The 21,152-nt window shown below is 60.6% G+C and carries 18 protein-coding genes; 10 read left to right on the top strand and 8 right to left on the bottom strand.

Annotated features, from left to right (window positions below; translation table 11 throughout):
• Positions 1–50 precede the first annotated feature (50 nt).
• Positions 51–1,259, top strand: a complete 1,209-nt coding sequence (locus HU811_RS08230) for a DSD1 family PLP-dependent enzyme (RefSeq protein ID WP_186655223.1) — start codon at positions 51–53, stop codon at positions 1,257–1,259.
• Between the two features lie 138 nt (positions 1,260–1,397).
• Here the strand turns inward: HU811_RS08230 and HU811_RS08225 are convergent, their stop codons facing one another.
• Complete coding sequence (locus HU811_RS08225; protein WP_092459301.1) at positions 1,398–2,336, bottom strand: SphA family protein; 939 nt, start codon at positions 2,334–2,336, stop codon at positions 1,398–1,400.
• 206 nt (positions 2,337–2,542) lie between these two features.
• On the opposite strand from HU811_RS08225, the gene HU811_RS08220 reads away from it, so the two are divergent.
• From HU811_RS08220 to HU811_RS08190, 7 genes are all read left to right on the top strand, one after another.
• Entirely contained in the window at positions 2,543–3,583 is a 1,041-nt protein-coding gene (locus HU811_RS08220; protein WP_186655197.1) for an AraC family transcriptional regulator, read from the top strand.
• A gap of 76 nt (positions 3,584–3,659) precedes the next feature.
• The gene (gene lexA, locus HU811_RS08215) at positions 3,660–4,277 is read left to right on the top strand and encodes a transcriptional repressor LexA (RefSeq protein ID WP_186655195.1); all 618 of its coding nucleotides are present in this window, start codon (positions 3,660–3,662) and stop codon (positions 4,275–4,277) included.
• Complete coding sequence (imuA, locus tag HU811_RS08210) at positions 4,277–4,909, top strand: translesion DNA synthesis-associated protein ImuA (protein ID WP_186655193.1); 633 nt, start codon at positions 4,277–4,279, stop codon at positions 4,907–4,909. The genes lexA and imuA overlap by 1 nt, the downstream gene beginning before the upstream one ends.
• Before the next feature lie 7 nt (positions 4,910–4,916).
• Complete coding sequence (locus tag HU811_RS08205) at positions 4,917–6,338, top strand: Y-family DNA polymerase (protein WP_092396028.1); 1,422 nt, start codon at positions 4,917–4,919, stop codon at positions 6,336–6,338.
• Entirely contained in the window at positions 6,335–9,412 is a 3,078-nt protein-coding gene (locus tag HU811_RS08200; protein ID WP_186655191.1) for an error-prone DNA polymerase, read from the top strand. The genes HU811_RS08205 and HU811_RS08200 overlap by 4 nt, the downstream gene beginning before the upstream one ends.
• Positions 9,413–9,571: 159 nt before the next feature.
• A complete protein-coding gene (locus tag HU811_RS08195) occupies positions 9,572–11,683 on the top strand; it encodes a hybrid sensor histidine kinase/response regulator (protein ID WP_092396032.1) in 2,112 nt (703 codons plus the stop codon).
• 95 nt (positions 11,684–11,778) lie between these two features.
• Positions 11,779–12,060 carry a hypothetical protein gene (locus HU811_RS08190; protein ID WP_092396034.1) on the top strand — a complete coding sequence of 94 codons (282 nt, stop codon included), beginning with the start codon at positions 11,779–11,781 and terminating at the stop codon, positions 12,058–12,060.
• Positions 12,061–12,131: 71 nt separating this feature from the next.
• Here the strand turns inward: HU811_RS08190 and srmL are convergent, their stop codons facing one another.
• Positions 12,132–13,292: a PheS-related mystery ligase SrmL gene (gene srmL / locus HU811_RS08185; protein WP_173406788.1), complete on the bottom strand. Its 1,161-nt coding sequence runs from the start codon at positions 13,290–13,292 to the stop codon at positions 12,132–12,134.
• 541 nt (positions 13,293–13,833) lie between these two features.
• On the bottom strand, positions 13,834–14,355 hold the full coding sequence (locus tag HU811_RS08180) for a DUF4142 domain-containing protein (RefSeq protein WP_186655189.1): 522 nt from the start codon (positions 14,353–14,355) through the stop codon (positions 13,834–13,836).
• Between the two features lie 217 nt (positions 14,356–14,572).
• On the opposite strand from HU811_RS08180, the gene HU811_RS08175 reads away from it, so the two are divergent.
• Positions 14,573–14,815 carry an HP1242/YdcH family protein gene (locus tag HU811_RS08175; protein WP_092459286.1) on the top strand — a complete coding sequence of 81 codons (243 nt, stop codon included), beginning with the start codon at positions 14,573–14,575 and terminating at the stop codon, positions 14,813–14,815.
• A 70-nt stretch (positions 14,816–14,885) separates the two neighbouring features.
• Here HU811_RS08175 and HU811_RS08170 read toward each other — a convergent pair whose 3' ends face one another.
• The 3 genes from HU811_RS08170 to HU811_RS08160 form a co-directional block, all read right to left on the bottom strand.
• The gene (locus HU811_RS08170) at positions 14,886–15,749 is read right to left on the bottom strand and encodes a LysR family transcriptional regulator (RefSeq protein ID WP_186655187.1); all 864 of its coding nucleotides are present in this window, start codon (positions 15,747–15,749) and stop codon (positions 14,886–14,888) included.
• Between the two features lie 266 nt (positions 15,750–16,015).
• Positions 16,016–16,333 (bottom strand): SCP2 sterol-binding domain-containing protein, encoded by a 318-nt coding sequence (locus tag HU811_RS08165; RefSeq protein ID WP_186655184.1) that lies wholly within the window; start codon positions 16,331–16,333, stop codon positions 16,016–16,018.
• A gap of 51 nt (positions 16,334–16,384) precedes the next feature.
• On the bottom strand, positions 16,385–17,095 hold the full coding sequence (locus tag HU811_RS08160) for a histidine phosphatase family protein (protein ID WP_092396045.1): 711 nt from the start codon (positions 17,093–17,095) through the stop codon (positions 16,385–16,387).
• A 229-nt stretch (positions 17,096–17,324) separates the two neighbouring features.
• On the opposite strand from HU811_RS08160, the gene sohB reads away from it, so the two are divergent.
• On the top strand, positions 17,325–18,356 hold the full coding sequence (gene sohB / locus HU811_RS08155; protein WP_092396047.1) for a protease SohB: 1,032 nt from the start codon (positions 17,325–17,327) through the stop codon (positions 18,354–18,356).
• 204 nt (positions 18,357–18,560) lie between these two features.
• Here the strand turns inward: sohB and HU811_RS08150 are convergent, their stop codons facing one another.
• A complete protein-coding gene (locus HU811_RS08150; RefSeq protein WP_092396049.1) occupies positions 18,561–19,055 on the bottom strand; it encodes a DUF934 domain-containing protein in 495 nt (164 codons plus the stop codon).
• Complete coding sequence (locus HU811_RS08145) at positions 19,039–20,697, bottom strand: nitrite/sulfite reductase (protein WP_047227821.1); 1,659 nt, start codon at positions 20,695–20,697, stop codon at positions 19,039–19,041. The genes HU811_RS08150 and HU811_RS08145 overlap by 17 nt, the downstream gene beginning before the upstream one ends.
• Between the last annotated feature and the right edge of the window lie 455 nt (positions 20,698–21,152).

Raw genomic sequence — 21,152 nt, 5'->3', positions numbered from 1 at the left:
TGGCCGGGACAGTGGGTGCCGGGGTGTTACTGGCCGGCGTCGGGGCCTGGCTGCGGCCGCGGGACCAGGGCGGACCGTACAGCGATTATTTCCGCCAGTTGAACCGGGAACTCAAGGCCCACGGTCCCATGCGACCGGTGATGGTGATTGACCTGGACCGACTCGATCACAACATCGACGTGGTAATGGGCTCGGTCCGGCGCGCCGGCAAACAGCTGCGGTTGGTGGAAAAGTCCCTGCCATCGCCGGGGCTGTTGAACTACATCGGCCAGCGAGCCGAGACGCGACGGTTGATGTCGTTCCACCAGCCGTTTCTCAACCACGATGCGTTGCAGTTTCCCACGGCTGATATCCTGCTGGGCAAGCCTCTGCCGGTGCGTTGCGCCGCGTTGTTCTATGAGCTTCACAAAGGGCCCTTCGATCCGTCACGCCAGTTGCAGTGGTTGCTGGACACGCCAGAACGGCTTGAGCAATACCGGGCCCTGGCTCAGGGGCTTGGTACTCGTTTGCGGATCAATATCGAACTGGATGTAGGCCTGCACCGAGGCGGGGTAGCCGACGATGCCACGCTGGAGGCGATGCTCAAGCTGATCCGGGCGAACCCGACGCACTTGGAGTTCGCCGGGTTCATGGGCTACGACCCGTTCGTGGGCATGGGCGTGCCCGAAATTCTCGCCACACCTGAAGCGCTGCTGGCGCGGGTCATGGCGATATACAACACACGGGTGGACTTCGTGCGTGTGCGCTATCCCGATCTCTGGCGTCCTGGCCTGACCCTCAACACCGCCGGCAGCCCCAGCTATCGCTTGCACGAACGAGAGAAACTGAGCAGTGAAGTCTCGGTGGGCACGGCCATGCTCAAACCCAGTCACTACGACCTGCCATCGTTGAACGAGCACGTTCCGGCGGCCTACATCGCCACGCCGGTCTTGAAGCGCACCGGCCCGGTCAACATCCCGGCACTGGACGACAAGTCGCGGATTTTTTCCTGGTGGGACGTGAACCAGCGCGGGACTTTTTTCATCTACGGCGGCAACTGGATGGCCGATCTCGAATCACCCCCCGGCTTGAAGCACAACGACCTCTACGGGCGCAGCTCCAATCAGGAAATGGTCAACGGTTCAGAAACGGTGGGCCTGGCGGTGGAGGACCAGGTGTTCCTGCGACCGACCCAGAGCGAGTCGGTGCTGTTGCAGTTCGGTGATCTGCTGGCCGTGCGCGGAGGGCGGATAGTCGAGACCTGGCCGGTCTATAGCTGATCGCGGATCCTGTGGGAGCGAGCCTGCTCGCGATGACGGCGGTACATTCAGCATCAATGCAGGCTGACCCACCGCTATCGCGAGCAGGCTCGCTCCCACAAGGGATTGGTGATGAGCTTGCTGGATTCGATCAGATGTTCACAACGCAAACGGAATACTGATCTTGGCCCAGAGCATTTCGCCTTCCGGACGATTCTCAACGTTGAATTCCTTGGCCCAGCGGATCTCGGCGCTGGCATATTTGAGAAAGGTCAGGTGCAGCGCCGGACCGATGGCGAACACCTGGCCGCGCACGCCGTCATCCACATCCTGACCGGCGAACTGCACGGTGCGGCCGTATTGTTTGTCGTCGGTGGTCTGCTTGAGGTAGTAACCGTTGAGCCCCAGCATCACGTTATCCGTCAGCCGATAACTGGCGGAATAATCGAAGTGAAAGATCTGCCCTGAGCGGTAGTCGGTGTCCTTGTTCTCGCGATTGAAGCTGTACGTGGTTTTCACCGACACCTCGGTGTTTTCCGTGGGCAACCAGGTGAAGGAAAACAGCGGCTTGTAGGTGTAGAAATTGGTGCTGGTGTTGGCCAGGCGATCGGTGCTGTATTCGCCGGTCGGCACGGTGATTTCCAGCGCGGCGGCCAGGGTCAGGTTTTTGCCCATGTCCCACAGCACGATCGGCGAGATGGTGGTGTCGCCCATGCCTTCGCGAGTGTCCTGCAGGCCGAACACCGAGATTTCCTGTTTGATCCAGGGCTGGCCAACGTAGATACCCAGTCGTCCACCGGCCACCCGCAAAGGGCTCAGGTAATCGATCCGGGGGACCACCGCTGTGGATTCGATCTCGACATCCGGGACTTCGCCGCCCAACGAACTGATGTTGAATTTCCTGGCCTTGTAATGGTTGTAGTAAAGGTTGAACGCGAACATGTGGTCTGGAAGGTTGTCGACGTCCAGCGGCAACACGAAGAAACCGTCGGTGCCGGTGCCGATGTTGTCGACTCCGGTTTCGGTGGCCAGGGCCGGCAGGGCACAGGCCAGGCCGAGGGTCAGTTGCAAGGCGAATGTCGTGCGGGTCGGGTTCATGTGGGGGCTCATTATTATTGTTGGAGATGCACCAAAGGTCCGAGCCATACAAATAAGCCGTTCGCCGCCGGCGGGGCAGGGTATTGGCGGCCACACAGGGGACATGGGCGGCCAGATTTTTGTGCCCCTCTATACGCTGGGTCATGCTAACGTTTATGAAACAACCGGTTACAAAAACGCCGCCTAACGTACCCCGGAACCCGCCCATGCAGATGAAAGTCATCGACCCGACCTATGAACTGGCGCTGGTGTCGCCGTTTCTTTTGCAAACCTTGGCCGACGTGGTGGCAGACCAGGGTTTCGACGCCGCCAGCCTGTGTCGCGGCCTTGGTTTCGGGCTCGACGATCTGCAGGATCCGGCCCAGCGGATTTCCTATCGCCAGGCCGTGGTCATGATCCAGCGGGCGCTCAAGCTGTTGCCTGATCGGGGCCTGGGCTTGTGGGTTGGCGATCGCAATGTGTTGGGTACCTTGGGCCTGCTGGGCCACGTGTTGTCGCTGTGCGAAACCCTGCGCGATGCCTTTGCCCTGGGGATTCGCTATCAACACACCACCGGCGGTATCGCGGTCTCGAGTGTTGAAGAGGCCAGTGACCGGATCATGGTCGAGGCGACTTGCCGCCTGCCTTTTGCCGAGGTTCAGGTGTTTGCGGTCGAAGAATTCTTCGCCAGCCTGATGGTGTACGGCAGAGCGTTGGCAGGTCCTGACTTCAGGCCCCAGGCCGTGGAGTTCATGCACGTTGCACCGTCTTATGCCCAGCAATACCAACGGGTCCTGGGGCCGGATGTGCGTTTCGGTTGTCGTCACAATCGCATGCTGATCGATGCCTGCTGGCTCGGCGTACGCCTGCCCAATCATCACCCGCTGGCCCTGCGTCAGGCCCTGGCCTTGCTGGAACAGGAGGCCACTGAGGTCCATCGCAAGATCGATCTGATCCAGGCGGTGGAGCGGGCGATTACCCGGGACCTGACCCGTGGCAGCCACATCGAGAAAATCGCCAGCGACCTCAACATGAGCAGCCGCACCCTGCGTCGGCGCTTGACCGAGCACAGCCTGACCTTCGAGGCCTTGCTTGAACAGGTGCGTCGTGGCCGGACCCTGAACCTGCTGGCCAATCCCGACTGGTCCATCGAACGGATCACCGAAGAGGTCGGCTACAGCGATGTGCGCAGTTTCCGCCGGGCGTTCCGGCGCTGGACCGGGATGAGCCCCAGCGCGTTTCGTACCGAGGGGTCGACACCGGCTTAGCCGGGACGGTCACTGGTCGGCTCCCTGTGGTTGACTGACTGGCGGTGCTTGTCAGAAAAAACCGACAAGAGTACAAATGTACTCCATGACCACTCTCACCCCCCGCCGTACCGCCATCCTGACCTTCATCCGCGAACGCATCGCCGAGCAGGGCCAGCCCCCCAGCCTCGCTGAAATCAGCGCGGCGTTCGGTTTCGCCTCCCGCAGCGTGGCGCGCAAGCATGTGCTGGCGCTGACCGAAGCCGGTTTCATCGAAGTCAATCCGCACCAGGCCCGGGGTATCCGCTTGCTGAACCAGCCGCCGCGTCCCGAGCTACTGGACGTACCGGTGCTGGGGCGAGTGGCCGCCGGTCTGCCGATCGGTGCTGATGCAGAGGTCCACAGCCGTCTGATGCTGGACCCGGCGATGTTCACCAAGGCGCCGGATTACCTGCTACGGGTCCAGGGTGACTCGATGATCGAGGATGGCATTCTCGACGGCGACCTGGTGGGCGTGCAGCGTACGCCCCAGGCCTCCAACGGCCAGATCGTCGTGGCGCGCCTGGACGGTGAAGTCACCATCAAGCGCTTCGAGCGAATCGGCGAGCGGGTACGTTTGCTGCCGCGCAACCCGGCCTACCAGCCGATCATTGTCGAAGCCGACCAGGACCTGGCCATCGAAGGCGTGTTCTGTGGCTTGCTGAGGCAAGGCTGATGGGCGCTGTCGTTGCGCTGGACACGCTGTTCAACGGTGGCCAGGTCTGGAAAGGCCGATCCGCGCCACCGGCCGCCAGCCCGCAACCCACCGGTCATGCGGGATTGGACGCAGCGTTGCCCAGCGGTGGCTGGCCGGAAGCGGCGCTGACGGAACTGCTCGTTGCCGCGCCGGGCGTGGGTGAGTTGCAACTGGTCTGGCCGACCCTGGCGCGGCTGACGACGGCGGGGGAGCGGATCGTGCTGGTGGCGCCGCCGTTCGTGCCCTATCCCCAGGCCTGGCAGAACGCCGGGGTGGACCTGCGCCAGCTGTCAGTAATCCGGGCCGATGAGCGCGATGCCTTGTGGGCCGCCGAACAGTGCCTGCGTTCGGGCAGTTGCGGCGCGGTGTTGTGCTGGCCCCGCCAGGCTGACGACCGGGCTTTGCGCCGCTTGCAAGTGGCGGCGGAAACCGGCCAGACCCTGGCGTTCGCCTGGCGCTCGATCCAGGAAGCCATTAACCCGTCACCGGCGGCCCTGCGCATCGCCATCGATGGCCGGCCAGGACAATTGCGGGTGCTCAAGTGTCGAGGCGGGCTGGCCCGTTCAACGCCCATTGCCTTCGCCACGCTCACCCCACAGACAGAGCATTGAGGTTGCGATGCGCTGGGTCTGCATTCTCTTCCCGCAATTGGCGCTGGACGCTGCGCTGCGTCAGCGTCCCGATCCTGGCGAGCCGTTGGCGCTGCTGACCGGCCCGGCCCAGCGTCGGGTGCTGCAAGCGGTCAATGAGCCGGCACGGGCCCTGGGCTTGCGTCCCGGCCAGACCATGACGGCCGCCCAAGCCCTGAGCAAAGGGTTTGCCACGGCCGAATACGACGCGGCGCAGATCCAATACTGGCAGCAGTTTCTGGCGGCCTGGGCCTACCGTTTCAGCTCCCAGGTCAGCGTGCATTACCCTCGCACGGTGGTATTCGAGATCGAGTCGAGCCTGGGCCTGTTCGGCCCCTGGCCGGCGTTCGAAAAACGCCTGCGGGCCGAGCTGACGCAACTGGGATTCCGGCATCGCATTGTCGCCGCCCCCAACCCGGTGGCAGCGCGGGTGCTGGCCAATGCCTACGACGCCCTGGTGGTGCCCGATATTGAAACCCTGCAAGCCTGCCTGGGGCAGATGCCGGTGGACCGCATCGGTCTGGAGCCCGACGTCGCCACGGCACTGTCACGCATGGGGCTGCGTCAGTTGAGTCAGGTCCAGGCCTTGCCCCGACACACCCTGGCGCGGCGTTTTGAAGCCCAGGTGCTCAAGCATCTTGACGCGCTGACGGGCAGCCGCACCCTGGCGCTGTCGTTTTACCTGCCGCCGGACCGTTTTGATGTGCGCATCGAACTCAACTACGACGTGCAATCCCACCAGGCGTTGTTGTTTCCGTTGCGCCGATTGACCGGTGATCTCTCGGCTTTCCTGTGCGGTCGCGACAGCGGCGTGCAACGCTTTGACCTGCACCTGGAACACGCCGGGTTGCCTGACACGCTGATCAAGGTCGGCCTGCTCAGCGCCGAGCGGGATCCTGCGATGCTTTTCGAGCTGGCCCGTGGTCGGCTGGAGCAGGTGCAGGTCGAGGCGCCGGTACGTGGCTTTCGCTTGTGTGCCGAAGACCTGCCCAGTTTCGTGCCCCAACGCCTGGAGCTGTTCGACGAGCGCCCGCAGCAGTCCTTGCCTTGGGAGCAATTGCGCGAACGGCTACGGGCCCGGCTGGGGGACGACGCAGTGCAGGGCCTGGGGTTTCGCGATGACCATCGGCCTGAATGTGCCTGGCAGATGACCTCTGAACGCCAGCCCCAGGCATGTCCGGTGCGCGAGGGCGTCCGGCGTCCCGGCTGGCTGCTGGACGAACCCCAGGCCTTGCAGGAGGGCCAGACGCGAATCCTCATGGGCCCGGAGCGCATCGAGTCCGGCTGGTGGGACGGCGCCGACGTACGCCGTGATTACTATCTGATTGAAACCCGCGCGGGCCAACGGGGCTGGGCCTATCGACCGGTGGGCGAGGGCGGGCCGTTGTGGCTGCAAGGCTGGTTCGCATGAACATCGACTATGCCGAGCTGCATTGCCTGTCGAACTTCAGTTTTCAGCGCGGTGCCTCCAGCGCCCTGGAGCTGTGCCGTCGTGCCCAACAACAGGGTTACAAGGCCCTGGCAATCACCGATGAGTGTACCCTGGCCGGGATTGTCCGAGCCTGGCAGGCTGCCAGGGAACTGGGCCTGCACTTGATCATTGGCAGTGAGATCCAGATCGAGAGCGGGCCGAAACTGGTGCTGCTGGTGGAGAATCTGCAAGGCTATCAAGCCCTGTGCCGGCTGATCACCCGCGCCCGTCGACGTAGCGAGAAAGGTCGCTATCGCATCGTGCGCGAAGACTTCGACGAGCCCTTGCCGGGGTTACTTGCGTTGTGGGTGCCCGGTGACAGCGATCCCGAAGGTCAGGGGCGCTGGCTGCGGCAGATATTTGCCGAGCGCTTGTGGCTGTCGGTCCAGTTGCATTGCGGGCAGGACGACCGGCGTCGGCTGGCGGATTTGCTGGCGCTGGCGCAACGGTTGAACGTTGCGGCCGTCGCCACGGGGGACGTGCACATGCACGCACGTGGGCGGCGCGCCCTGCAGGACACCATGACCGCCATCCGGCACCACGTCACGGTGGCCGAGGCCGGCCAGCGCCTGCACCCCAACGGCGAGCGCCATCTGCGCAGTCTCCAGGCCCTGGCCGACATCTACCCGCGCGCCTTGCTCGACGAAACGTTGAACATCGCCCGGCGCTGTACCTTCGACCTTGGCCAACTGCGTTATCAATACCCACGTGAACTGGTGCCTGAGGGGCATGATCCGGCGTCCTGGCTGCGGGAGTTGACCGAGCGCGGCATGCGTCAGCGATGGGAAAAAGGTGTGCAGGACAAGGTCCGCCAGCAGATCGACAAGGAGCTGGCCCTGATCGCCGATCTGGGCTACGACAGCTATTTCCTGACCGTGCAGGACATCGTCAGCTTCGCCCGCGAGCGGCATATTCTCTGCCAGGGTCGTGGTTCGGCGGCCAACTCAGCGGTGTGCTACGCCTTGGGTATCACCGAAATCGACCCGAGCCAGACCAGCATGCTGTTCGAGCGATTCCTGTCCAGGGAGCGCAACGAGCCGCCGGACATTGACGTAGATTTTGAACACGAGCGTCGTGAAGAAGTGCTGCAGTACGTGTTCCAGCGCTACGGTCGCCATCGTGCGGCATTGACGGCGGTGGTCAGCAGCTACCACGGTGCCGGCGCGGTGCGCGACGTCGCCAAGGCCTTGGGTCTGCCGCCGGATCAGGTCAACGCGCTGGCCGACTGTTGTGGGCGCTGGAGTGACGAGGCACCGCCCGTGGATCGCCTACGCGAAGGTGGTTTCGACCCGGACAGCCCGGTGTTGCGCCGGATCCTGAGCCTGACCCGACAACTGATCGGTTTTCCCCGGCATCTGTCCCAGCACCCTGGCGGCTTCGTGATTTCCGAACAGCCCCTGGACACCCTGGTGCCGGTGGAAAATGCCGCCATGGCCGAGCGCACCATCATTCAGTGGGACAAGGACGACCTGGACGCGGTCGGATTGCTCAAGGTGGATATCCTGGCCTTGGGCATGCTCAGTGCAATTCGTCGCTGTTTTGATCTGATCGCGCAGTACCGCGGCCAGCACTACACCTTGGCGACGTTGCCCAAGGACGACGCGGCCACCTACGAAATGATCACCCGCGCCGACACCATCGGCGTGTTCCAGATCGAGTCGCGCGCGCAGATGGCGATGTTGCCTAGGCTCAAACCCGAGTCTTTTTATGACCTGGTTATTGAAGTGGCCATCGTGCGACCGGGGCCGATCCAGGGAGGGATGGTGCATCCGTATCTGCGGCGTAAAAACAAGGAAGAAGCGGTGACTTATCCCTCCACAGCATTGGAAGAAGTGCTCAAGCGAACCTTGGGCGTGCCTCTGTTTCAGGAGCAGGTCATGCAGATCGCCATCGTTGCGGCGGATTACAGTCCCGGCGAAGCTGACCAGTTGCGTCGCTCCATGGCCGCCTGGAAACGCCACGGTGGCCTGGAACCGCATCGGGAACGCCTGGCGGCGGGGATGGCGAGAAACGGCTATACCGCCGAATTCGCCGCGCAGATCTTTGAGCAGATCAAAGGTTTCGGCAATTACGGTTTTCCTGAATCCCACGCCGCCAGCTTCGCCTTGCTGACCTACGCCAGCAGTTGGCTCAAATGCCATGAACCGGCGGCCTTCGCCTGTGCCCTGATCAACAGCTGGCCCATGGGGTTCTACAGCCCGGACCAGATCCTTCAGGATGCCCGTCGGCATCAGTTGCAGATCCGCCCGGTGGACGTGCGTGCCAGTGACTGGGATTGCAGCCTTGAACCCATGGAGGGCCGACAACCGGCGCTTCGCCTGGGTCTGCGCATGATCAAGGGCTTTCGCCAGGACGATGCCCAGCGTATCGCAGCGGCCCGTCGGCATCGGCCTTTCAGTGACGTGGCCGACCTTGGCGAGCGCGCGCAACTCGATGCCCAGGCCCAGGCGCAACTGGCCGACGCCGGTGCCTTGCGGGGCTTGGCCGGTGATCGTCATCGCGCCCGCTGGGAAGTGGCCGGGGTGCAGAAACAGCTGGGCTTGTTCGCCGGTTTACCCAGTCAGGAAGAACCGCCCGTGGATCTGCCAAAACCTACGGTGGGGGAGAATCTGTTCGCCGATTACGCCAGCGTCGGTACCACACTGGGCCCCCATCCGCTGGCCTTGTTGCGCCCCGAACTGCGCGCCCGGCGCTGTCGCAGCTCACGGGAGCTGCAGGACGTGGCACATGGCCGCAACGTCAGCGTGGCCGGGCTGGTCACAGGCCGCCAACGGCCAGGCACGGCCAGCGGCGTGACGTTCGTCACCCTGGAAGATGAGTTTGGTAACCTCAATGTGGTGGTCTGGCGCGACCTGGCCGAGCGCCAACGCAAAGCGTTGGTGGGTTCGCAATTGCTCAGGGTCGACGGACGTTGGGAAAGTGTCGGTGAAGTTCGTCATCTGATCGCCGGCCGCTTGAGCGACCTGACCGAGTTGCTGGCGGGTATCCAGGTGCATAGCCGCGATTTCCGCTGAACCCAGCCGCCACACAGCAAGCATGCCCCTAGTCCGAGCAGGTTTGCAGCATGACCCCACCATGAAACCAAACGCCAACCCAGCGCTCGAAGCTCTGAGCACAAGGGACTTGTGGTAGGCCGATTCCCTGCTGGCATTTTCGAGGTTCAGAATCGACTCATGCAGTTCTTATCCCAGAATCATGGATGCCCCGGTTGGGGTGGTGAAATGGCCGGGCGTATCCGCGCGTTTGATTGGAGCCAGACCGAACTGGGCGCCATCGAGCACTGGTCCGCCAGCCTGCGCAGCGCCGTCCAGATGCTGCTGGCTTCGCCTTTGCCGATGGTCATGTTGTGGGGGCGTCAGGGTTTCATGGTCTACAACGATGCCTACGCCGAGTTCGCCGGCGGGCGCCATCCATACCTGCTGGGCTGCGCGGTAGAGTTGGGTTGGCCAGAAGTGGCCGAATTCAATCGTCACGTCCTGGATGTCTGCCTGGCCGGCGGCACCTTGTCCTATCGCAGCAAAGAGCTGGTATTGCTACGCAATGGCAAACCTGAAGATGTATGGATGGATCTTTACTACAGCCCGGTGCCCGACGATGATCAGTCACCGGGCGGCGTGTTGGCGATCGTCGTGGAAACCACCGAGCTTGTGCTGACCGAGCGTGCCCGCCAGGAGGCGGAACGCAGCTACCGCGCCGTCAACGAGCGCATTCAGTTGGCCCTCTCGGCCGGGCCCTTGCTGGGATCGTTTGTCTGGGACATCCAGAACGACACACTTTCCGGCGATGAGCGCTTTTCCCGCACGTTCAATTACCCGCCGGACACACCCCTGGATGCATTGCCTGTCGAGATTGCCCGCCAGAACATCCACCCCGATGACCTTGAGGAAGTGAACCGGCGGGTCGAACTGACCTTGCGCACCGGGACTCCTTACAACGCTGAGTATCGGGTGCGCCGCCTGGGCGGTGATTACCTGTGGGTGCTGGCGAGCGGGCGATGTGAGTTCGATACGTTGGGCACGCCCTTGCGTTTTCCCGGTGTGCTGATTGATATCCACGAACGCAAGGCGGCTGAAGCATCACTGCTTAAGTTCACCCGTGATCTGGAGCAACGTGTCGCCGAGGAAGTGCATGCGCGGTTGACAGCCGAAGAACAGTTGCGCCAGTCGCAGAAACTCGAAGCCATTGGCGGACTCACCGGCGGTGTGGCTCATGACTTCAACAACTTGCTGCAGGTGATCGCCGGCAACCTGCACCTGTTGGCTCGCCACGAACCGGACAACGTCAATGTGCAGCGGCGGGTCAGTGCCTCCATCGAAGCGGTGGAACGGGGCGCCAAACTGTCCTCGCAATTGCTGGCGTTTGCCCGCCGCCAGCCTTTGTCACCGGCGGTCTACAACCCACGGCGGATCTTCGACGGCCTGGGCGAATTGCTGCAGCGGGCCTTGGGCGAAACCATCCAGATCGAAGTGGCCTTGCCCGCCGAGCCCTGGTGCATCCACGTCGATCGCAACCAGCTTGAAAACGCTTTGCTGAACCTGGCGATCAATGCCCGCGATGCCATGGGCGGTGAGGGCACCATCGGCCTGATCGGCGAAAACATCGTGCTCGACGAATCGTCCTGCGCCGGTAAAGACATTCCGGCCGGTGACTATGTGCGTCTGTCGGTGATCGACCGCGGCGCGGGCATGCCTCCCGATGTGCTGAATCATGTGTTCGAGCCGTTTTTCACCACCAAGACCGACGGCCAGGGCACCGGGCTTGGGTTGAGTATGGTGTTCGGGTTCGTCAAACAAAGTGGCGGGCATATCGAGATTACCAGTGACGTGGGAGAGGGCACGCGGGCGCAAATGTATTTCCCCCGCAGTCGGCAACCTGAAACGGGTGAAGAGGTGCCCCACGGCCCGCTTCTGGCCGGTGGGCAAGAGACGATTCTGGTGGTGGAAGATAACGAAGAGGTGCGCAGCGCCTCGGTGGAGCTGCTGGAGCAGTCCGGTTATCGAACCCTCACGGCCGCCAATGCTGATGCGGCCATGGCGCTTTTGCTCGAAGGTGCCTCGGTGGATCTGATTTTTACCGATGTGGTCATGCCTGGCCTGATCAAGAGCTCCGACCTGGCGGCCTGGGCCAGGGTACAGACTCCGCCTATGCCCGTACTGTTTACCTCGGGCCACACTCGGGACATCATTTCCCGCAACCACCAATTGAGCCCCGATACCCATCTGCTGAGCAAACCTTACGGCCCGGATGCCTTGATCACCATGGTGAGGACTGTGTTGGGCAGTTGATCGCGGTGCGTTAAACAAATGGAACCGAAGCCGCCATGCCACCTTCAAATGACCATGACCGGTCATCAATCCGGCCTGTCATGAATGAGGTGCCTATGAACCAAGATCCTGCAAACACCCAGCAACAAGGCCAGACGCAGGCCCCGTCACCGCGCAATGATCCGGCGATCGATCCTCAGGTTGCCCCTGAGCCCGCTGGCACCCAGCCAGTCAGCCCGGCTGGAGCAGGCAAAGCCCAAAGCGCCGACAGCGAAGTCGATCAAAAGAATCACCACCAAGACAACGACAACACCTTCAGCCCTGGCTTCAAGCCTGACCCGGACCGCCCGGAATCCGGTGAGAGCACTGACGCTGATATCGATACGGATGGCGGTTAGCCAATGAGCCCTGCTTCTTTTCTTGAAGCTGGGCTTTCGGATTTCACGACGCCGTTGGGTGGCTGGCGCAGCTATTGAGTGGATGAGTGAGGCGACAGGTCCATCCGATACCCAGCCCCCGGCTTGCCTTCATGTAATGCCGACTGGATTTTTTCATACAATGCATTGGCCTCGGCAGTCGTGATTGACCGCGAGCAATCCCGCAATACGACGCGCAACAGAGCATTTTCCTGGCCGGGTAACAGCCCGAGTCGCTCGATGGCCTGTGGTGGTAATTCAGACGAAGTCCAACGACCTTTGACTTGCATCTCCTCAATCCAACCAGAGCAGTCGCCAGCCGCCTGGAGCATTTTCTCAGTCAGTACTTCCTCACTCAAACCCGGAGTCACGGCCACTGAAATGTCCCGAGTGATTGAAGGCAAGCGCGAAACCGTACTCCAAGGACGTAAATCTTGCATCTGGGCCTGAACTCGCTCATTAGGGTCACGCAACAGGCGAATATCCGGGATTCCCTTTCGTAGCATAGTCAACCGGTCCAGCCCCATCCCCAATGCCAGACCGCCATGACGCTGCGCATCGATTCCCAGCCGTTGTAATAACGAAGTGGCAATAAGCCCACACTCCAGCACTTCGACAGCAGAACCATCGTTTATCACATTCACCTCAATGCCACCTTCGGTGTAATGATGCGGACTGTCGCTGTAAACCCAAGGTTTATCGGGGACGGCGACCCCAAGGATATCGCCGACCAAGCGCAAAAGGTGTCCGCGCGCCGAGAGCTCGGGTTCACCCAGCACCCATATATCCATCTGATGTGGCTCGGCGCAGTGCCAACGATCACGACTGTCGCGGCGGAACGTGATGCCCGGTGCGGCCAGCAAAATGACCTCTCCAGGTTTGCGTTCCTGAGCCGAACGTTGCAGCACAATTGGAATCTGGCTAGTGGTTTGTGTACGCAGCAGTGAATGTTCGTCTATCCACCGGGTGTGTTCGCTGCCTAAAGTGATTTCTGCCGGGTCATAACCGAGTAGTCCGTAGTTCTCTTCGGCGGATACGATTCGTGGGCCGGTCTGTATTAGAGCCTGCGGCCAACCAGCACTGACCAGCCCTTCAATGATTTCGTTCATGATCAGGCGGACTGCATGTGCGGGCGAGTGCGCCTCAGTCAGATCTGTAATGGATAACGCCTGCTGAAGCGCGACGTCAGTCAGGTATTTCTTGGTAACACCCATTATTGGCCCCTTTGAATCAGTGTTTGCTACGGCTTGAACAGTCGGAGGAAAACCTATCAATGTCGGACCAGTCAAACAACTTAATAAGGCGAATTTTGGTGTTTTCAGAAATCTACTACAGACACTTCCTGCATAAGTAATCTATCTGCTTAATTAATAGGCTGTCGGTCTAAAAAATAGTTAAAATATTTCATGATCAGCATACAAGTTAAATTCAGCCAGGCACACGATGGCTCCGATGGTTATCACATTGATTTTCTTAGCCCGGCGGTCAATGTCGACCCCATGGCTCAATGACGTTAATAGTGGCGTCTGGCAAAGAGAGAAACTCCTAACTGGGGCAGGACTAATGCTCTCTTTTTGTGAAGTAAAACATCAAGGGAGCGACCTCTCGAAGATGCTCAGAGGTATTTCGGTATTCTGAGGAGATCCCACGTTTGAAACCAAGAATGCCCTGCCAGATTAAACCAGCAGGGCTTCTCGGTCAGGCTGATGATCTCGTTAAACCCTACGTTATGATCGGGCTTTTTTACATTCTCTGCTATTTACTTGGATGAGCGGCCTGGAGTTTCTTGGCCATTTCCAGATGTTTTTCCAAGTCTGGAAGCATTTTTTGCGCGAACGCCTTCAGCTCGGTGTTGCCGGGCTTCTTGTCGTCCGTGACGGTCTCGGCTTCTTTCTTGAACAGGGCGATGGTTTCTTCGTGGGCCATCACCTGGTTGTTGGCGTAGGCCGCATCAAACGACTCATCGCGCATGTCAAGAATCTTGGCCTTGGCCTTTTTCACCAACGTGGTTTGGTCCGGCACTTCGATGTCGTGTTTTTTCGCCAGCGAGATTAACTCCTCGTTGGCTTTGGTGTGGTCGGAAATCATCATGTTGGCGAAGTCCTTGACGTCCGCCGAGCTGCTTTTTTCCAGGGCCAGTTTGCTGGTTTCGATTTCCGCGATACCGCCGGCCGCCGCGTTGTCGACGAAGTCGTTGGAAGTTGCGGCCCAAGCCATGCCCATGCTGGTGCTCAAGGCAACTGCCAGGCCGAGTTGACGCAGGGTAAGTCCGTCCATAGGTAAGTCTCCACACAGGTTGTACAAGGGACTTGTGTCGTCCTGTTCAATGGAGAGCGGCGGGCGGACAAAGGTTTGATTGCACAGCGGGCCGGTACGACGAACGGTCACCGCTGGTCGGATTGGCGGTCGACAGAACCCCGTCGGCGAGGCCATTCTGATGGTCGACGAACGCCGTAGAAGGCGTCTGCCATCGTTCTGCCAAAGGAGGTGTTCCATGCCCGTGACTCACGATTTGTGCCAGGATCTTCAATGCACAAAAGACCACATCCAGCAAAAACGCAGCGAGAATCCAAGGCTCGACTCGTTACTTCAAAAATACTCCCAACTTGATGCCGAGGTGGTCGACGCCGAGAAACCGTCGTCCGCCGCACTGTCCGATGTTGCCCTGAAGGCGCTCAAGGAGAAACGATTGCAGGTCAAAGACGAGATCGCGGGGTACTTGCAGGAAGAGCCATAAGGCTGGGCTGTTTGTGAGGAGCCCTTTGATTCGTGAAGGGCCCTCTCGCCACACATCCACCGCGAATCCGTCAGGTCAGCGGGTTCCAGCGCTGGGACCAGTCGCTGCCGGCGGTGACGATCTGACGCAGCACTTCGAAGGCTTGCTGCAACGCCGCCGAATCCCGATCCCGGGAGTACACGAGGTAAGTCGGGTAGTTGAATTCCGGCGCCTTGGGCACTCGCTCCAGAATGCCGCTGTCAAGGTAACTCTGCACGACCCGGGTACGGAAGTAGCCGCTGCCGCCGTTCTCCAGAATGTACTGCAGGGCCAGGGGGCCGAGATTGAACGTCACGGCCGCCTTGGCCTTGTCCGGCAGCGCGGTGTCGTGCTGACGACGGAAGTCGGCACTCCAGTCGATGTACACGTAGGGCTCGGGACAGGTCGCCAGGCGCACCAGGATCAGTTTCTCTTCCAGTAACTGTTCCACTTGCAGCCTCGGCCAGTATTCGGGCTGATACACCACGGCGGCATCCAGCAGGCCTAGCTCCAGTTGTTGCAGCAGTTTTTCGCCATCGCGGATGTCCATGCGCAGGGCATGCCCGGGGATTTTCTGGCGCAGTTCCTCGGCCCAGGCGAGCATCAAGGGATTGCATAGGCTGACCTCGCCACCGAGGTGCAAAACGTTGCGAAAGCCTTCGGGCAAGGGCAAGTCCCGGCGTGCCGCTTCCCAGGTCTGCACCAGTTGATTGGCATACACCACGAACGCTTCACCGTCGGCAGTCAGGCGCGCGCCAGCACGGTTGCGCACAAACAGCACACAGCCAAGCTGGCTTTCAAGCTTCTGCACCCGCGCTGTGATAGCCGTCTGGGTGACGTGCAGCTTGTCGGCTGCGGCGGCGAGGCTGCCGTGACGGACGATTTCCAGAAAGGTGCGGGCAAGGTCAATGTCCATGGTCAGGCCGATGCGAGAAAAGCGGGGATTGTACGATACCTGCGAATAATCGCAGGCCCTTTGCTGAATGTACCGGCGCTATCGCGAGCAGGCTCGCTCCCACAAGGGATCTGGGGCGACGCTCAATCTTGAAACCGGAGCAATTGTGGGAGCGAGCCTGCTCGCGATAGCGATGGGCCGGCCAATGGAGATGCTCAAAATACAAATCCCGCCACAGAGGCGGGATTCGTTTGCAGCCAGGGCGCCCGGAGAAAGGGCAAGCAGCCTCAGGCCGGGAACAATTCGGACAGCTTCATCGACAGCATCATGTCGCCGTCGACGCGCAGCTTGCCGCCCATGAATGCTTGCATGCCATCGGTATCGCCGCTGACGATGCCCTTGAGGGTTTCGCTGTCCATGATCAGCGTGCAGTTGGCGTTTTCATTTTCGCCTTCTTGCAGCTCACAGGTGCCATCCTTGACGATCAGGGCGTAGTGCTTGTCTTCGTCGGTGATGTTGAAACCAAATACCAGATCCAGGCCGGCAGCGGCGGCAGGGTTGAACTTGGCTTTCATGGATTGTACGGCGTCGGCTACGGAGGTCATGGTTTCGATCCTTATTTGGGTTATACAGCAAGGGTCTACAGTAATCCGGACTCAGCGAAAGGTGATGAGATCCGGGGCCTTCAGCAGTTGCAGGTGGGCATGACTGTTGAAGGAAGCCAGGGCCACCTCGCGGCCCCTGAATTTCAAGTGGTTGAGCGAGGTGTTGACGATTTGCCAGTTCAATTCAAAGGCCTGCCGCGCAGGCATCTGGGTGATCAGGTGGAGCAGGGCGGTGATGGTCCCGCCGGAGGTGAATACGGCGATTTTCTGAGAATTGTCGGCTTGCTCCAGAATGCGCTGCAGGCCGGCCTGGACGCGGTCGACGAAACCCAGCCAGCTTTCCAGCCCGGGCGGGTCGTATTGGCCGCCGAGCCAGCGTTCGATGATCAACGCGAAGATGCGCTGGAACTCGGCGCGGTTCTGTGCGGCGTTGCGCAGGATGTACAGGGCTTCGGGTTCCTGGGCGAGCATGTCCGGCAACAGGGCGCGGATCACCGCGTCGGCGTCGAATTCATTGAACGCCGAATCGATCTCCAGCCCGGGAACCGGCAGCCCGGCGGCGGACATCTGGCCCAGCGCACCGGTGGCGGTATCCTGCTGACGACGCAGGTCGCCCGAGAGGCAGCGATCGAACACGACACCCAGTTCGGCCAGGTGGCTGCCCAGCACTTGCGCCTGGCGTACACCGTTTGGCGAAAGGACATCGTAGTCGTCCGCACCAAAGGAGGCCTGGCCATGTCGAATCAGATAGATACTGCCCACGTCCGCGTCATCCCGGTACGTTGAAGGTTTGGCGAGGTTATGAGGATGGCGGTGAGCTGTCAATGAAAAAACATACGCTTGTTTGAAATGCCCGTTACAGCTTTGTTCAACTGCGCTCCCGTTAAGGTAACCACAGGTTTCACGGCTGGTCGCGGCGCAGGCGCATGGGTATGCTGAACGTGTTGAGTGCCCGCCCTTGAGCGGCGTTTTGAATTTATTAGGAGCCATCGTGGAGTTTTTCATCGAATACGCCAGTTTTCTGGCCAAGACCGTGACGCTGGTGATCGCCATCCTGGTGGTGCTGGCCAGTTTTGCTGCCCTGCGCAGCAAAGGCCGGCGCAAGTCAGCCGGCCAGTTGCAGGTGAGCAAACTCAACGACTTCTACAAGGGGCTGCGTGAGCGCCTGGAGCAGACGCTGCTGGATAAAGACCAGCTCAAGGCCCTGCGCAAGACCGAAGGCAAGGCTGAAAAGGCCGCAAAGAAAACCAAGGACAAACCGGCGGCCAAGTCTCGGGTATTCGTGCTGGATTTTGACGGTGACATCAAAGCCTCGGCCACCGAGAGCCTTCGTCATGAAATCACCGCATTGCTGACCCTGGCGACCCCTAAGGATGAAGTGGTGTTGCGCCTGGAAAGCGGTGGCGGCATGGTCCACAGCTACGGCCTGGCCTCCTCGCAACTGGCCCGGATCCGACAGGCCGGCGTGCCGTTGACGGTGTGCATCGACAAGGTCGCGGCCAGCGGCGGCTACATGATGGCGTGCATCGGAGAGAAGATCATCAGCGCGCCTTTTGCCATTCTTGGCTCCATCGGCGTCGTGGCCCAGTTGCCCAACGTCAACCGTCTGCTGAAGAAGCACGATATCGATTTTGAAGTGCTGACGGCCGGTGAATACAAGCGCACGTTGACGGTGTTTGGCGAAAACACCGAGAAGGGGCGGGAGAAGTTCCAGGAAGACCTGGACATCACCCATGAGCTGTTCAAGAACTTCGTGTCCAACTACCGTCCGCAACTGGCCATTGATGAAGTGGCGACCGGTGAAGTCTGGCTGGGCGTCGCGGCACTGGACAAACGCCTGGTGGACGAGCTGAAGACCAGCGATGAATACCTGGCCGAACGAGCCAAGAGTGCCGAGCTGTACCACCTGCACTACGCCGAACGCAAAAGTTTACAGGAGCGCATTGGCATGGCGGCCAGCGGTTCGGTGGACCGGGTGCTGCTGAACTGGTGGAGCCGGCTGACCCAGCAGCGGTTCTGGTAGCGGCTACTCCCTGTGGGAGCGAGCCTGCTCGCGATGTCGGTGGCACATCCAACATCACCTACTCAGGCGAATCGCTATCGCGAGCAGGCTCGCTCCCACATTTGGTTCCGGGTGGACTGAAGGTTAGGTTCCGCACCAATCATCCATCAATAAAAAAGCCCTGAACCGGAGTACCCGGATCAGGGCTTTTTCATGCATCAGGTTTCAGCGACGACGAAACAACGGCAACGGTTCGTCAGTAGCGGCCTGGTAGGTCACCGAGAAGTCTTTGAGGCTTTCCAGGGCTTCAAAGGGGTCCTTGTCGGCGCGCAAGGCAAAGGCGTCGAAACCGCAACGGCGCATGTAGAACAATTGGTCGCGCAGCACATCGCCAATCGCCCGCAATTCGCCCTTGAAGCCATAGCGGTCACGCAGCAGGCGAGCGTTGGAGTAGCTGCGCCCGTCGGTGAAGGCCGGGAAGTTGAGGGCGATGACCTGGAACTGATTGGCGTCATCACCGATTTCTTCAGCCTCTTCGTCGGCGTCCAGCCACACACCCAGGCCGCCATCGCGGGCCTTGAGGGCGTGAGCATGATCGCGCCACAGGGCCAGGGGCACGATCAGGTCGTCGCAGTTGGAAATACCATCGAGGGTCGCGTCCTTGGGCAGCAGGTGCCAGGTTTCGTCGATAACCTCGTCGTTCTTAATTATTCGCTGCATAGACGCGTTCCTTGAAGAGGTCGATGCCGATACGTTGATAAGTGTCGATGAAACGCTCGTCTTCAGTACGTTGTTCGATGTACACGTCGATCAGCTTCTCGATCACGTCAGGCATGTCGTCCTGGGCAAACGACGGGCCGAGGATCTTGCCCAGGCTGGCGTCGCGGCTGCCGCTGCCGCCCAGGGAGACCTGGTAGAACTCCTCACCTTTCTTGTCCACGCCCAGAATGCCGATGTGGCCGACGTGGTGGTGACCACAGGCGTTCATGCAACCTGAAATGTTCAGGTCCAGCTCGCCGATGTCGAACAGATAATCCAGGTCGTCGAAACGACGCTGGATCGACTCGGCGATAGGGATCGACTTGGCGTTGGCCAGGGAGCAGAAATCACCGCCCGGGCAGCAGATGATGTCGGTCAGCAGGCCGATGTTCGGGGTGGCGAAGCCTTGCTCGCGCAACTCGCCCCACAAGGTGAACAATTGGCTCTGTTCAACGTCCGCCAGGATGATGTTCTGTTCGTGGGAGGTGCGCAGTTGACCGAAGCTGTAGCGCTCAGCCAGGTCGGCCACGGCGTCCAGTTGCTTGTCGGTGATGTCGCCCGGCGCGACGCCGGTCGGCTTCAGGGACAGGGTTACCGCGACGTAGCCCGGCTTCTTGTGGGCCAGGGTGTTGCGGGTGCGCCAGCGGGCGAAGCCTGGATGTTCTTTGTCGAGCGCGGCCAGCTCGGCGTCCTGGTTGCTCAGGGCCTTGTAGTCCGGGTCGACGAAATGTTTGGCCACGCGATGGACTTCGGCTTCGGTCAGGGTAGTCTGGCCGCCGCGCAGGTGAGCCATTTCGGCCTCGACCTTTTCGGCGAACACTTCTGGCGTAAGGGCCTTGACCAGGATCTTGATCCGCGCCTTGTACTTGTTGTCACGACGGCCGTAGCGGTTGTACACCCGCAGGATGGCGTCGAGGTAGCTCAGCAGGTCCTGCCATGGCAAGAATTCGTTGATGAACGCGCCGACCACCGGCGTACGGCCCAGACCGCCGCCCACCAGCACACGGAAGCCCAGCTCGCCCGCGGCGTTGTAGACCGTCTCCAGGCCGATGTCGTGGACTTCAATGGCCGCACGGTCCGAGGTCGAGCCATTGATGGCGATCTTGAACTTGCGCGGCAGGTAGGCGAATTCCGGGTGGAAGGTGGTCCACTGGCGAACGATCTCGCACCAGGGGCGCGGATCGATCAACTCATCGGCCGCGACACCGGCGAACTGGTCGGTGGTGACGTTGCGCAGGCAGTTGCCGCTGGTCTGGATCGCGTGCATCTGGACAGTGGCCAATTCAGCCAGGATCTGAGGCACATCTTCCAGGGCCGGCCAGTTGTACTGGACGTTCTGGCGGGTACTGATGTGGGCATAGCCTTTGTCGTAGTCGCGGGCAATCTTGGCCAGCATACGCACCTGACGCGAGGTCAGTTGGCCATAGGGCACCGCTACGCGCAGCATCGGGGCGAAGCGCTGGATATACAGGCCATTCTGCAAACGCAGAGGGCGGAATTCTTCTTCGCTCAGCTCGCCTGCCAGATAGCGTCGGGTCTGATCACGGAACTGCTTGACGCGGTCCTCGATGATCCGCTGATCGTACTCGTCATATACGTACATATAAGTCTCGTTCTCAGGCTTGGGCCGATCAGAAACAGCTGCGTGTTGGCTCGCTGAAATCGGATTCTGCCTCGGCAATTCTACGCGCACGGCCGCGCACTCCTACAGGAGCCGGTGCAAGATACCTGTTTTGAGTTATGCGCAAAAGTGATGTTTGAGTATATGTAAAGAACCAAATCGACTAATGGGATTGATTATTGCCTAACCCACATTTGTCGTGCGGGCAATCATCGTCTTAACTGTGGTCGAGTCCCTATGCAATCACCTACAAAACCGACAAGAGGCGATGCAATGAGCAATCCGACCAAAGCAAGGAAAAGCGACAGTACTGTTGATGCCTGGGCCATTTTGTTCCTGATTATCCTGGTGGTGGGCACCGCGGTGTTCTGGGTCAGTCACCAATAATCGGTCGCCAGATGCAATAACCTGATGTGGGAGCGGGCTTGCTCGCGAAG

This window comes from Pseudomonas tehranensis (assembly GCF_014268615.1).
Taxonomy (GTDB): Bacteria; Pseudomonadota; Gammaproteobacteria; order Pseudomonadales; family Pseudomonadaceae; genus Aquipseudomonas; species Aquipseudomonas tehranensis.
Note: the sequence above shows the minus strand (reverse complement) of the source record. Positions and strands in the feature narration are given on the sequence as shown.

Bases quoted from the DNA above. Each gene is read 5' to 3' on its own strand.
- HU811_RS08225 (WP_092459301.1), bottom strand. From the start codon at position 2,336: ATGAACCCGACCCGCACGACATTCGCCTTGCAACTGACCCTCGGCCTG.
- HU811_RS08220 (WP_186655197.1), top strand. From the start codon at position 2,543: ATGCAGATGAAAGTCATCGACCCGACCTATGAACTGGCGCTGGTGTCG.
- lexA (WP_186655195.1), top strand. From the start codon at position 3,660: ATGTACTCCATGACCACTCTCACCCCCCGCCGTACCGCCATCCTGACC.
- imuA (WP_186655193.1), top strand. From the start codon at position 4,277: ATGGGCGCTGTCGTTGCGCTGGACACGCTGTTCAACGGTGGCCAGGTC.
- HU811_RS08205 (WP_092396028.1), top strand. From the start codon at position 4,917: ATGCGCTGGGTCTGCATTCTCTTCCCGCAATTGGCGCTGGACGCTGCG.
- HU811_RS08200 (WP_186655191.1), top strand. From the start codon at position 6,335: ATGAACATCGACTATGCCGAGCTGCATTGCCTGTCGAACTTCAGTTTT.
- HU811_RS08195 (WP_092396032.1), top strand. From the start codon at position 9,572: ATGCAGTTCTTATCCCAGAATCATGGATGCCCCGGTTGGGGTGGTGAA.
- HU811_RS08190 (WP_092396034.1), top strand. From the start codon at position 11,779: ATGAACCAAGATCCTGCAAACACCCAGCAACAAGGCCAGACGCAGGCC.
- srmL (WP_173406788.1), bottom strand. From the start codon at position 13,292: ATGGGTGTTACCAAGAAATACCTGACTGACGTCGCGCTTCAGCAGGCG.
- HU811_RS08180 (WP_186655189.1), bottom strand. From the start codon at position 14,355: ATGGACGGACTTACCCTGCGTCAACTCGGCCTGGCAGTTGCCTTGAGC.
- HU811_RS08175 (WP_092459286.1), top strand. From the start codon at position 14,573: ATGCCCGTGACTCACGATTTGTGCCAGGATCTTCAATGCACAAAAGAC.
- HU811_RS08170 (WP_186655187.1), bottom strand. From the start codon at position 15,749: ATGGACATTGACCTTGCCCGCACCTTTCTGGAAATCGTCCGTCACGGC.
- HU811_RS08165 (WP_186655184.1), bottom strand. From the start codon at position 16,333: ATGACCTCCGTAGCCGACGCCGTACAATCCATGAAAGCCAAGTTCAAC.
- HU811_RS08150 (WP_092396049.1), bottom strand. From the start codon at position 19,055: ATGCAGCGAATAATTAAGAACGACGAGGTTATCGACGAAACCTGGCAC.
- HU811_RS08145 (WP_047227821.1), bottom strand. From the start codon at position 20,697: ATGTACGTATATGACGAGTACGATCAGCGGATCATCGAGGACCGCGTC.